The 13,251-nt window shown below is 42.4% G+C and carries 11 protein-coding genes; 5 read left to right on the top strand and 6 right to left on the bottom strand.

Translation table 11 applies throughout. The features are described from left to right. The first annotated feature begins 5 nt into the window (after positions 1–5). The 5 genes from V7K62_RS16335 to V7K62_RS16315 all read left to right on the top strand — a co-directional run bounded on the left by V7K62_RS16335 (position 6) and on the right by V7K62_RS16315 (position 3,524). Positions 6–1,307, top strand: coding sequence for an AmpG family muropeptide MFS transporter (locus V7K62_RS16335; RefSeq protein WP_334865662.1), 1,302 nt, complete (start codon positions 6–8; stop codon positions 1,305–1,307). Further along, positions 1,292–1,708 carry an ABC transporter permease gene (locus tag V7K62_RS16330; RefSeq protein ID WP_334865660.1) on the top strand — a complete coding sequence of 139 codons (417 nt, stop codon included), beginning with the start codon at positions 1,292–1,294 and terminating at the stop codon, positions 1,706–1,708. The genes V7K62_RS16335 and V7K62_RS16330 overlap by 16 nt, the downstream gene beginning before the upstream one ends. A 183-nt stretch (positions 1,709–1,891) precedes the next feature. Continuing rightward, positions 1,892–2,080: a hypothetical protein gene (locus V7K62_RS16325; RefSeq protein WP_334865658.1), complete on the top strand. Its 189-nt coding sequence runs from the start codon at positions 1,892–1,894 to the stop codon at positions 2,078–2,080. Positions 2,081–2,102: 22 nt separating this feature from the next. Further along, positions 2,103–2,591, top strand: a complete 489-nt coding sequence (locus V7K62_RS16320; protein WP_334865656.1) for a GNAT family N-acetyltransferase — start codon at positions 2,103–2,105, stop codon at positions 2,589–2,591. Between the two features lie 174 nt (positions 2,592–2,765). Next, entirely contained in the window at positions 2,766–3,524 is a 759-nt protein-coding gene (locus tag V7K62_RS16315; RefSeq protein WP_334865654.1) for a HEAT repeat domain-containing protein, read from the top strand. A 118-nt stretch (positions 3,525–3,642) separates the two neighbouring features. On the opposite strand, the gene V7K62_RS16310 is transcribed toward V7K62_RS16315, so the two are convergent. The 6 genes from V7K62_RS16310 to V7K62_RS16285 form a co-directional block, all read right to left on the bottom strand. Further along, positions 3,643–4,029 carry a phosphomannose isomerase type II C-terminal cupin domain gene (locus V7K62_RS16310; RefSeq protein ID WP_334865652.1) on the bottom strand — a complete coding sequence of 129 codons (387 nt, stop codon included), beginning with the start codon at positions 4,027–4,029 and terminating at the stop codon, positions 3,643–3,645. A 216-nt stretch (positions 4,030–4,245) separates the two neighbouring features. Then, positions 4,246–5,592 carry a PQQ-dependent sugar dehydrogenase gene (locus V7K62_RS16305; RefSeq protein ID WP_334866031.1) on the bottom strand — a complete coding sequence of 449 codons (1,347 nt, stop codon included), beginning with the start codon at positions 5,590–5,592 and terminating at the stop codon, positions 4,246–4,248. A 160-nt stretch (positions 5,593–5,752) separates the two neighbouring features. Beyond that, positions 5,753–6,964, bottom strand: coding sequence for an EAL domain-containing response regulator (locus V7K62_RS16300; RefSeq protein WP_334865650.1), 1,212 nt, complete (start codon positions 6,962–6,964; stop codon positions 5,753–5,755). Between the two features lie 92 nt (positions 6,965–7,056). Then, on the bottom strand, positions 7,057–7,743 hold the full coding sequence (locus V7K62_RS16295) for an ATP-binding protein (RefSeq protein WP_334866029.1): 687 nt from the start codon (positions 7,741–7,743) through the stop codon (positions 7,057–7,059). Positions 7,744–8,044: 301 nt separating this feature from the next. Further along, a complete protein-coding gene (locus V7K62_RS16290; protein ID WP_334866027.1) occupies positions 8,045–10,876 on the bottom strand; it encodes a family 10 glycosylhydrolase in 2,832 nt (943 codons plus the stop codon). Positions 10,877–11,898: 1,022 nt separating this feature from the next. Beyond that, complete coding sequence (locus V7K62_RS16285; protein WP_334865648.1) at positions 11,899–13,224, bottom strand: TIGR03279 family radical SAM protein; 1,326 nt, start codon at positions 13,222–13,224, stop codon at positions 11,899–11,901. Positions 13,225–13,251: the final 27 nt, after the last annotated feature.

The raw sequence follows: 13,251 nt of genomic DNA, 5'->3' as shown, positions 1-13,251 counted from the left end.
AGATTGTGGAAGTAAATAAATCGCTGCTACGAATTTTTGGCAGCCCGAAGATGGGAGCTTTGTTATTTCTTGGCTTTTCATCAGGGTTGCCGTTATATTTAACCAGTCAGACATTACAAGCATGGTTGACCAAAGAAGGAATCAGCTTGGCAGCGATCGCCGCCTTTAGTTTAGTAAAGCTACCCTATTCTTTAAAATTTCTCTGGTCGCCTTTACTAGATAGATTTGTACCGCCTTTTTTGGGGCGGCGTCGAGGTTGGATGGTAATTACACAAGTAGCATTACTGTTAAGTATAGCTGCAATGGCTGTACAACACCCATCCCAAGGGCTACAACCTTTAATAATTGCTGCTGTGGCTGTTGCTTTTTTTAGTGCCAGCCAAGATATTTTAGTTGATGCTTACCGCACTGATGTAGTGGAAGTAGAAGAAAGAGGTGCTGGAGCATCTATTTACTTATTGGGTTATCGCATTGCCATTCTAGTAACCGGTTACGTCACCCTATTTTTAGCAGACAGAATGCCTTGGCAAGCTGTTTACTTGTTGATGTCGCTGTTGATGCTCGTAGGCGTGGTAAGTTGTATTTTTGCGCCAGAACCAGTCCTACGCGATCGCCCGCCTCAGACTTTAGGAGCCGCCGTCAAATTACCCTTCATTGAATTTTTCCAGCGTCATGGCTGGCTACAAGCACTTTTAATCCTGATATTCATTGTGATCTACAAGTTAGGGGATTCTTTACTAAAGAATGTATCCACCCCATTTTTGTTAGATAAAGGCTTACATTTCACTCAAACCGACATCGCATTTCCTGGTGCGCTGGGAATTTTCGCCACTATTATTGGTACCTTGGCCGCAGGAGCAATAATGACCAAAATTGGTGTTAATCGCTCGCTCTGGATATTCGCTATATTGCAAGCTGTCGGCAATTTGGCTTTCTTTGCGTTAGCAGTAGTAGGTAAAAACTTTTATCTAATGTTAGCTGCCGTTAATATAGAACAATTCTGTGCTGGTTTAGAAACTGCTGCTTTTGTAGCATTTTTGATGAGTCTTTGTAACCAAAGCTTTTCAGCTACACAGTACGCCTTACTTTCCAGTTTGCAAGCTTTTAGTAGAGATATTGTCACGGCTCCAGCAGGTACATGGGCACAAGCCACGGGCTGGTCTACATTCTTTCTACTGACAGCAATAGCTGCTTTGCCAGGATTACTATTATTGCCATTCTTTGCCCCTTGGAATCCAAAGCCAGTGGTAGTATTATCCAGACCAGGATTGGAGAACGAAGAAGAGGATATATGGGGAATCAAGTAGTTATTGCTGTCGGCACATTTATTCTCTTACTCACTGGTTTATTACTTGGCTATGTTCTCTCGCAGTTAGTTCTGGGATTCCTAGCATTTAACCTCCTAACTTTTTTCGGAACACTCAGCCTAATTTTAATTTTTGGTACACTTTATTACGTTTTATTTTGGCAATTGCGGAGAGAACAATCCCGACCATCAACTCCATCAACCATAAATCAAGGGATACCAAACCAGGTAGACGATGGTGGATCTGATAGCTATCTCAAAAATAGGCTAATCGCTAAATTATCCGGTGATACTGCCGCTGTCGAAAGATTAATTGAACAGGCAAAGGAGACTTATCCTGGGATGCCGGAGAATTGGTATTGCGAAAGAGTACTCGATGACTTAGAACGCGATCGCCAATAGTGCCGAAGCAGGGGAGCAGAGGGGCAGGGGAGCAGAGGAAGAAGAACTATTAATAATTGACCAATGCCCCATGCCCAATTCCCAATTTCCATGCACAGAAAATTGCTAAAATAAATCAAGAATACTTCACAAATCTTCAGCTAAGTTCTCATAAAAGTTCGTAGCTCCCTTTGCAATTAAAATATGGCTATTTTTCGTCAATACATCGCCCCACTGCTTGCAGTATTGGTATTTCTCTTTGCCCTAGTCGCAGTCAGCGCCCGGATCTTTTTACCTTCTGATATGGCAGCACCCGCACCAATTGAAGAGGTAGGGATAATTTCTCAACCGACTCCAACTGATTTCCCACCAGCAGCACATAACGCGAGCTAGCTAAGTCAATAAACATATTTAAGTGTCTGAGCAACTACTACCTGGGTATATTATTCGCCGTGGCTCTGCTTTGGAGCGATCGCTGCTGCTTAAATTCATGCAGCGAACTTACCAGGATCTCTTTCCCAATGAGGATTTTTCCCACCTAGAGCAAACAGTTAAGCAATACTTTTCTAGCGATACGCCCTTGTGGTGGGTAGAAGAAGAGGGGGAGCAGGCAAGAAATAACCAATACCCCATCGCCTGCCTCTGGGTGGGCAATGCCATAGATCAAGTACATGGGAACCGTCATGCTCACATCTTTATCCTCTACGTTGTACCAGAACATCGGCGACAGGGTATTGGTACAGCCTTGATGCGATATGTGGAAAATTGGGCTATTCAAAGAGGCGATCGCCAGATTGGACTGCAAGTGTTTCAATCAAACAAACCTGCATTAAATCTTTACAATCAGTTAGGTTATCAAACCCAATCCATCTGGATGGTAAAATTCCTGAATGCAGAAAAATAAACTAAAGAATAGCGATAACATACTGTAGCGTCTGAGTTATAGAGGTTCTCGTTTGGATAAAACTCAACGAGGAAGAAGGGAAAATGTATAAGAACCCAACTAATATATATAAAGCTTTAAGTTATTGGCGCAGGAGATTATGTGTTAATCCCTTTTCGGGATTGAAATGAAATTATGTATGACGAAGACGATCTAAGCCTACTCGATATTGAGGAGGAGCTAGAAAGCCCCTTAGATAAAATAGAGCCGCTAACTGCCGAATCAGTTGTGGCCAAGCCTGATCCAGAAGTGATGCTAGCCCTGCTGGAAAATCCCCAGCCCCAGCAACGAATGTTAGCGGCGCGTGCTTTTTGTGATATTGAAGATGCCCGTGCTACTCCCCATCTGATTCGCCTGTTAAGTGATATCTGTCCCTTAGTGCGGGTGAGTGCAGCTTATGGCATCGGACGCAATCCTAGTTTAGAAGCAGTCAGTCCATTAATTGCTCAACTAAACAGTGATTGGAATGGCTATGTACGTAAAGGTGTTGTTTGGGCTTTAGGAAACTGTCGCTCACGCCGTTCTTTAGCACCTTTAGCAGATGCCCTAAGAACTGACATTTCCGCAGTGCGTTTGTGGGCTGCTAGCGCCTTAGCACAAATGGCAGAAGTCGGTTATGAAGCAGTTATAGGGGCAATACCACCATTAATCGAAGCCTTAGTCCAAGATCCCGTGGCAGCAGTCCGTAGTAACAGTGCCTGGGCAATAGGTCAACTGTGCCGCGAACTACCTTCTAATGTAGTTTATGCCACAGCGATCGACGCCCTAATTCAAGCCTTTGCCGAAGACCAAGATTTGGGAGTCCGGGAAGACGCCAAAGCTTCACTGTTAGGAGTGGGTGATCCCCGTGGCTTGCAGCTGATTGAAACCCTAGAACAAGAAGGGTGGTTTTGATTTGGCATTGGGCAATTCAATTTGGGATTTGGGATTTTAGATTGAAATTTAATCCAAAATCCCAAATCTAAAATCTAAAATTCTTACTCCCCAGCCCTTACTGACCTTCAGCTACAGGTTAAACCAAATTTAAGTCATAAGGACGCTCAGTATCATCCTCACCCAAATATTCACCATTTTGAATTTCGAGAATAATTAGCGGGATATGTCCAGGATTTTCTACCTTATGTAGTGTTGCTGCGGGGACATAAGTTGATTCGTTTCGATTCAGTAATATTTCCGCATCGCCACAAGTCACCTTCGCCACGCCGGAAACTACAACCCAATGTTCATTACGGTGATAATGAATTTGTGGTTTAATGCCGTGCCTGGGCTTGATTTCAACACGACTAATTCTATAGGTTTCTCCCTCCTCGATTACCTCTACTTCACCCCAATATCGTGTACCTGAATGTGGAGACAATTCGTTGATATTTGACTGAGTATTATTTTCATTGGGAGTCATAATCAATTTCTCAACCAGATGAGTATTAGTATTTATCAGTAATTTACCGTAAACGAGATCAACCTGGGTAGGAAGATGCCCTCACCAAAGTCCTGGCGCCGTGGAAGCCCCTGCATTCATGCATGGGGGTAAGGCGCTTACTTTCTATCAATAATGAGAACTGCTCTAATTTGACCCCAGGTAACAGATTCTATCCCCGAATTTATTAATTTTGAATTATTTACTCCCGGTATATTGAATCCGATAAATCCGATTATTGGCTTCTTCTGTCAGTAGTAAACTGCCATCTGGCAACACAAGTAAACCTACTGGTCGTCCCCAAGTGGTTGGTACAGAAGGATTTAGCAAAAATCCTGTGAGAAAGTCTTCGTAGTAGCCAAGCGATCGCCCTTTAGCATCGAAGGGAACAAATACAATTTTATAACCAGTGCCGCGATCGCGGTTCCAAGAACCACGAAAAGCAGCAAAAGCACCGTTCCGGTATTTTTCTGGAAACGTTTTACCATCATAAAACTGCAAACCCAATGCTGCGGAGTGCGCCTGGAACAACACATCTGGCGTTTGAGTCCGGGCTACTAAATCGGGGCGTTTACTTTTGTCATCCGTCTTTTGGCGTGGATCGAGGTTGTTTGGTGTTAGATAAGCATAGGGCCAGCCGTAGAACTTCCCCCGTTGAACGCGTGTTAGATAGTCTGGCACCAAATCATCGCCAATTCCATCCCGTTCGTTAACAGTGGCATAAAGTTCCTTAGTTACAGGATGAAAGTCTAAACCAACAGGGTTACGCAAGCCGGAGGCGAAAGTTTGCTGCTGGGAACCATCTAAATTCATCACCTGTATTGAAGCCCGTGGTAGGGGTTCCTCATCTACATTGCTTCCTGAACCAACTGAAACATATAATTTATTGCGATCGGGCGAGACAACGACATTGCGCGTCCAATGGTTGTTATAACCTTGAGCAGGCAAGTCGGCGATTTTTTCCCCCTTACCTGTAATCTTGTTTTGATCTTGAGTATAGGGAAAACGCACCACAGCATCTGTGTTCCCCAAAAAAAAGGAATTACCTACAAAAGCCATCCCAAAGGGTCTATTGAGTCCATTATCCCGACTAGCAAAGGTTTCTCGAACGTCAGCTACACCATCGCCGTTGCTGTCACGCAACAAACGAATGCGATTTTGCCCGGTTTCAGTCACTAAGACATCACCATTGGGGGTTAAAGCTAGCCAGCGTGGGGCATCTAAACCTTCAGCAAAGACTTTTACTGTGAAGCCTGCTGGTACGCGCAGTACCGGATTTTGCGGAATGGGAACAACCTCTGGTCGTTTTGAGGCGCTTTCTGTTGCGAAGGGTGGTGGTAAATTCTTCAGATTGATTCGGATGGGTGTAGGTGAAAGTACTTCACTACGGACGATATTTTTTGGCTGTGTAGGATTCTGTGTCAGTTGGGCAGAAGGTACAGATATTTGTGGTGTGGGATTATCTGAGTCAGCGCGAGTCTGGTTACAGGCTGCTGCCAAAGTTAGTAAAAAAACTGGCAGCAAGAAACGCGCAAAGACTTTCATGGTAGTAGACACTATACATAACTTTCCTACTTTAGGCTTGAGACTTGATAATTGTCGCCAGTCAAAAGTTTGATTTTTACTAGTTAGTTAAGGTACTGGAGACTCGCGCCTGGGGATTGGGGGGATGAGGGAGACAAGGGAAATAACCAATGCCCCATAGTTAAACATATAAGCATTTGTTCGTGAACAAAAAATGTTCAAATTCGGCTGCTGGTAAGGGACGACTAAATAGAAACCCTTGCATAAAATTACAGTTGTGTTGGCGTAAAAAACCTAGTTCTGCTTCCGTCTCTACACCTTCAGCAACTACATCTAGATTGAGATTATGAGCCATTTGAATTAATGCTTTAGTAATGGCTGATTTCTGCGGATCGTTAGCAACATTATGGATAAAATAACGGTCGATTTTTAATGTGTTAATTGGTAAGTTTTTCAAATAAATTAAAGAAGAATAGCCCGTACCAAAATCATCGATTGCAATTTTTACACCTAATGTTCGTAATTTACTCATAGTAGCGATCGCACTAGTTACATCTTGCATAATCATACTTTCGGTTAGTTCTATTTCTAAGTAATGTGCTTCCAAATTATTGATAGCTATAAAATTGACTATATTCTGAATAAAATCTGGTTGATTAAATTCAATTACTGACACATTTACAGCAACAGTCAAAGAATTAATTCCGACATCGTGCCAGGTTTTAATTTGTTTACATACCCTTTGTAATACCCATTTCCCAATCGGAACAATTAAGCCTGTAGACTCTGCTAAGGGAATAAATTCGCTTGGGTAACTCATCCCTAAATCTGAACTTTTCCAGCGCAATAAACTTTCCGCAGCTACTATTTTTCCAGAAGCGATATCGACTATTGGTTGATAATAAATTTCAAATTCTTGAAAATTATGTTGTTTGATAGCTCGGTGTAAACTAATTTCTAACAACTGCATTTTAGGAGACAAGTTGTTAATCACAGTCTGAGGAGATAAATACCTTTTTAAAGTAGCGTGTTTTTGCAACCTGTTGATGATGGCACTTAATAATTCAGCCCGAGTGAACGGCTTAGTTATATAGTCATCAGCACCCATATCCATGCCTTGACGGAAGTCAGATTTTGCAGATTTGGCCGTGAGAAAGATGAAGGGAATTATTGCTGTTGATGGATCTTGACGTAATGCTGTTAGCACACCATAACCGTCAATTTCCGGCATCATCACATCACAGAGAATTAAATCGGGAACTTCGGAGATAGCCAAATCTACCCCGATTCTGCCATTAGCCGCAGCAAGAGTTTCAAAATCCTCAGCTTCTAGCAAATCTAAAATGTTTTCACGGACTGCTTCCTCATCTTCTATTATTAAGATTGTGGGCATAATTTACCTCAATTTATATTTTATTATTTAATGTCAAAATGACAGTAAACTTTGTACAGATACTAGCGTACTTGTAAAAAAAATTCACCTTTTTAGATATCTACACACTTTTTTATAATTGCCATTCCTAATCCAGTGCCTAGTATATTACCGTCATTTATGGCGGGATCAAAGGATTCAAATAGATATGGTATATCTTTTTCTGGAATGCCAATTCCCCAATTTTGAATTTCAAATACTGCTTGCCCATCCTGACAATCTCTAGAAACTCCAATGAGCCGAGCGTGTTTGCATATCGTATCTTTACGTACTAGAGCGTGTGTTAGTAAGCATTTGTACTTGATAAATTGTCTCTCAATGAGAATCTGATGTTCTACCTCAAAGGAACCAATACTAGTGTTAACTCTAGTTTTCTCGGTTTTTTGTACTAGTGCTTGACAGATACTTTTAGGGGTAATATTACTTACAATGTTACCTTGTTTATCTACAACTGGCAGTAGATCCAACTGCTGCTGGCGTAACAGTAAGAGTACTGAGGCTATCTCCGAAAACTCTGACACGTTCAATGTTATGACTGAGGTATGCATAACTTCAAAAATATTGGCTGTTTTCAAGCTAGTTCCAGAAGCTACAAGCAGTACCGTATCATGCTTGGTGAAGTACTCTACTACCTGCGAAGATGAAAAAAACAAAACACTCTTATCCCGTGCTACATCAGTGCGTAGGCGTAGTCCGTCGTAGACATCGCATCTAAATAGTGATCTTTCTCGGACAACCATCAGCGGCAAATAGTCAATTCTTGACTCTAAGCTTTATAGCCCGATAAGCTGAGGTAAGGTTTGCATAGATTTTGATGATAGCTATTATCAAATAATAGTTATCTAAAACTAGTTATCTAAGTATTTTCCAATATTTTGACGCTAAACAAGTAGTAATATTTGGGATATAAACACTACAAAAAGTGTGTTAAGAATTACAAACTAGCTTATATCCAGCTAGTTGGCATTGGGGATTGGGAAGAGACAAAGAAGACAAGGAAGAAACTTGTTTAATAATTCTCCCTAGTCCCCCCAGTCTCCCTTATCCCCCGCTGCTCTGCTGCTTCTTCTGCACCCGCCGTTCGCCATAACGTAATAGCCTTTCTATAGTTACGAGCCGATTTTCCCAAACTTTGACTTGATAGGAATTCGATTTAAGTTCTTGGCTCATCAATACCCGAAATTGAGACTGGAAGCGGGTTAGAGAGGCTTTCGCTACTAGCAACTTACTAGCAGAAGGGGAAGTGGCAAGCTGATTTAAAGCACTGCGTAAAACTTCTGCCTGGTTGTTAAAATCTGAAATTTTCTGAGCAGACCTTTGTAGGTGCTCTTTTTGGAAAACAAATTTCCATTCGCGTTGTAGCGCGGTGTAACGGATAGCAGCAGTTTGAAAAGGTTGGCGGTGAGGAATCGGTTCACTTGTTGTGGATTGAATCCTACCTTGGGTACTACTAAAGAGTTTTTGTAGATCGTTGTTAAAATTCTCTGCGGCAAAGAGCGCATAACCACTAACTGGCAAGTCTCTTACCAACTGGAGTTGATCGAATGCGCCGATTGTTGGCAAAGAAAGTAAGCGAATTCCCGGCACCAACAACGTAGCTCCTAATTGTTTAGAGGCAATCCAGGGTTGGGCCAATCGTTGAAACCGAGAAGTATCCAGAGCATAAGTCATGGGAACAATTAAATCTACATCCCCCCGCCTGGCCCAAGTTTCCCAATTTTGTTGAATTTTCTGAATCCGCTCTAGTTCCGGCAGAGGAAATACTGCAACCGACAAAATTAAATTCGGTTGCTTTTGTCGCAACTGCTGTGATACTTGGGCGACAAAGCTATCAATTTGCTCGGTGCGAAATATTGTCCATTTTTGCCACAAGTCTGCTTGGCTAGGAGAAATATTCACTGGATCTACACCAGTAAGTTGCTGAAATTGCGCTCTTGCAGCTTTCCCATAGCCATAAGTTCGACCTGCTGATGGGTCTTGGAAAGGGTAGCGAATGTAGTCTAGCTGTAGACCATCTACGTTATATTTAGTGACAATTTCCTCATACAACTTCAGCAAGTACTGCCGCACTTCGGGGTTGGCTGGATCGAAGAATGGCTTAGTCTGCCCAACAGGAATCATGTTGCCAAGGTTATCGTAGTTTGCCCAATCGGGATGAGCCGCCAGTACTGGCCCTGGATAATTAGGATTAAGGTTAAGAATTTCATTATGACGTTGGTTGCCAGCAGCAAAAGTCCAAACCCAAGCGTGTAATTCCATGTCTCGCTCATGGGCTAATTTCACTGCCTCTGCCAGTGGGTCCCACCCACGAATTAATGGGTTTTGCTCTTTTGCGACTTGGCTTGGATAAATTGTATAGCCAGCATTAACAGTTTCAAAGAAGATGGTATTAATCCCAGCTTGGGCGAGGCGATCAAAAATCTGGGCTAGTCCCGCCTTGCTACCAGCACGAACAATCGTCCCCCGATCTAACCAAACTGCCCGAATTTCTGGTTGAGCCAGTCTCCGATCAACAGGAAACTGCTGCCACAAAGTCGTTTTAGCGACCAGCCACTGCTGACGAGCCAGAGCATAGTTTTTTTGGGCAATCAATAGGGGTAAGTTTTTAGCAATTACCCTTACCTGTGCTAGAGCTTGCTCTTTACTCATGACTAGCGCCCCCAGTTTGGTTGAGGCCAATTGCGTTGGCTGCTCTTTGACAGACTCAGGAGCATAATTGCGTAGATGCCTAGAAGACTGCTTTTCCTCAGATATCGCAACGCCTTCATTAGCCGCATCGGCTAACACTGCTAAATTAGCGCTTTCCACCCGACCAATCAGATTTTCTAATTCTTGCTGGAGGGCGATCGCTTGGTTGTTGTCAATCGGCTCATTGGAGTTGGGTGCAACATCCAGACGCACCGTTTGTTCTAATTGGTCAATAGGCTCCTGAGAACTTGGGGATTTGACTATAGGCAGCGGTCTAGGTATGGGAGCAGTGGCAGTTTTAGGAGGAGTGAATGAAGGAGAGGAAGGAGAGGAAGGAGAGGAAGGAGAGGAACTGCTCCTCTGTGCCCCTCTGCTCCCCTGTTCCCTCGGTGCAGCCGCCACAGTCGTAGAGCAGCTTTGGGAACCTCCTGCTATTTTTTTCATGCGATTTGATGGCGCTGGTGCTGTCAAATAGTGATTGAGAGTAGTTTTTAACCAGGCATTATCTAACTCGGCGGCTGAGGCTGTATCTGTTCCCCAGCGCCAGCCCAAAAAGGTGGAACGCTCAGTTGTCACGACTGCGGCGGGATTATCTTTGGAATTCCAAACAGCAGGAGATTGAGTACCCATATCGTTAGGAATTACAACACCGCCGCGCACTTTCCCAAAGAGTCCAGTTTGATTTGCCCATTCTGGAATTTTGGTTTTTGCAGGTTGAATCTGTTCTTTGTCACTCAGGCTGAATCCCCAATAACCTCCCAAGAGCGATCGCAATAACTGCCGTACTCCCGCTGATGACAAACTACCTACAGGGCCACTAGCAATCAAACGCCCTCCCTTACTCATCCAGTCTTCTAGAGCGATCGCTTGGGTTGGTGTTAATGTCTCGACGTTTGGCAAAAATAATACCCGGCGATCGCCCCAATCTGCCCCACTCTTGACATCATTTAGGGAAATTACACAATATTTCACCCCTATTGTTTGTAAGCGATCGCTTATCCCTGTCCATTGATTTGCATTTTCTTGCCCATACACTACGCTCAATACAGGTTCTTCGGTGGCTGCGCTTACTGGCAAAATACCCAAAAAACTTAAAATTACAATTTCGCAACTTAAAATAAATAATTTTCTAGCTTCTTTAATTTTTAAACTTATATCTTTTTGGTTTTCCTGATACTTCACCAGTAACTCCTCACTTCATTATTAATTAATTTAGTTATTAGTCGGAATTCATTAGTACACAATATAGGACTCTAGTTTTATTCCTGGTAAGTCTACTGAGACTCTTACCTAGATTAAGTAAAGCTAATATTTGGCTTTTCAAAAATCAAATAGGATTCCTATAGGCTTTTTGTAGAAGTACTTAGTGAATGACCTTCATCAATCTAGCCTATCAAAACCAGTAAAAAATGCCAAGATGGATACTCAACTTGTCACAAGTGATTCTATAGAAATTGTTGGCTATAACATTGTGAATTTAATTCCATTGGTGACTAGCTTTTTAGAAAGCTTTGCATTTAGCAATTCCAATAGGCGTTTGCGTAATTCCAGAGAGTTCTCACTGAAACCCAAAATAAAAAATGTCACTCTTGTTGTTGTGAGTTAAAAAAGTCATGCTGGTGCTACCTGGAACGGTACTAAGTAGAGAATTATTACTCTTGAAAATCACCCCTTTAAGCAGGGTTTTTCCAGGTTTTAAAGTAGCATTTAATAGATAGGAATCAAATAACTTTTCAAATAATTGTGAGGTTAAGAACTGACTGCGATCGCTAGAGTTAAGCTAATAATAATTTATCATGATTTTGTCGAGCGATTTTTATATACGGAGAATACAATAGATATCTTGCAAAAGTTCCTAAGTAGGTAGGCACAAATAAACCTAACTATGTAACGAAAAGTAAAAGCGGTAAAAACCTTGCGATTGCTTGTCTACGACACGCTACGCGAACACTCCACTCCGTTGCGTACCCTGCGGGAACGCCAAGGGCGAACGCAATGACATAGTTATAAATTTTCCCGCCCACCTACTTAACAGACCTTGCATAACGTAGTTAAATTGTCTATCGTGTTTCCTAATAAAAATGCTCTACAGCTCAACCTCACCCTCAACCCCTCTCCTTACCAAGCAGATGGGTTGAGGGTGAGGTTTTGATATGTAGTTCATGCACCGGGAAACTGCTATAGACTAAAGAGCTAACAAAAATAGCTTAAATAATACAGGTATTGATTAAATCTTCAACTCCTCCTACTGGTAAGATTTTTGTCTCCAATTTGCGGGCTAATTCTTCAATACTCATATCATCTAAAAATACCAATTCACCATGTTTAAGCATTACATTTGGCAGTAATATTCCTTCTCCCAAATCTTGGTTTCGTAAGTTCAACAGCAAATCATGACCCGTTAGTAATCCCGTGACAGTGATACTCTGTCCCCAATAATCGCTGCATAAAGCACGCATATTTACTTTTAAACCTTCAACAGAATTTAACCGTTTCAATATAGGTTGAAAGGCGTTTTCTACTGCGTTGCCTACTACCCAAGTTAATTTTCTCTGAGGATAAACTTTTGGCGGTAGTAACTCTGTTGCGGCGGCTGCAAATTGCTTGATAAACAACTGAATTGAACCAACACCATTATCAATTTGGGGATACTCTTCATATTCAGATTCGCTCGGTAATTCCTCACCTGCAATCAAAAACCACTCATCAGCTAACCAAGCGACGCTAGAGGAAAACTTTTGGCGAAATTGCTGCGAGAGTATTCGCACTTGAGAAATCACTTCTTTCGCTTTTTCTCTGGTTACGGGTGTGAGTTCGTCTTCTGGAGGCCGAAACCTTGTCAATCCGACTGGTACAACTGCCACCGATGCCACAGTAGGGACTTCACCAGTATGAAAAGATGCTAAATCTTTTAGGGTTTGCTCCAGGTGTTCGCCATCATTTATACCAGGACAAACAACCACTTGAGCATGAATTTGTAGCCGTCTTTTTTGAAACCACTTGAGTTGTTGCAAAATTTGTCCCGCACGGGGATTTTTCAGCAGTCTAATTCTAACTTCCGGCTCTGTGGCATGAACAGAAACATACAACGGAGATAAGCGCATTTGTTCAATCCGCTGCCATTCTCTTTCTGGTAAATTGGTCAGGGTAAGATAAGAGCCATACAAAAAGCTTAGGCGGTAATCGTCGTCTTTAAAGTACAAGCTGGTACGCTTACCTGGTGGCTGTTGGTCGATAAAGCAGAATGGACAGCGGTTATTACACTGAATTAAGCCATCAAATAGGGCAGTTTCAAATTCTAGCCCCAAGTCTTGATCGTAATCCTTTTCGATTTCTAGGCTATGAGTTTTACCAGCAGCGTCTAAAACTTCTAATTCCAAGACTTCATCAGCACACAAAAACTGATAATCAATTAAATCGCGGGGACGTGTACCATTGATTGCAACGATCGCATCCCCAGCTTCAAAACCAATCTCTGCGGCTATTGAGTCTAGAAGAACCTTGGTAATTCGGGCAGGATGAATGGTAGTCATTGGGCATTATTGGGCATTGGGCATTGG

The organism is Nostoc sp. (assembly GCF_036917935.1).
In the GTDB taxonomy this organism is placed as follows: Bacteria; Cyanobacteriota; Cyanobacteriia; order Cyanobacteriales; family Nostocaceae; genus Nostoc.
The sequence above is the reverse complement of the archived record's forward strand: the minus strand, read 5'-3'. Positions and strand labels throughout refer to the sequence as shown.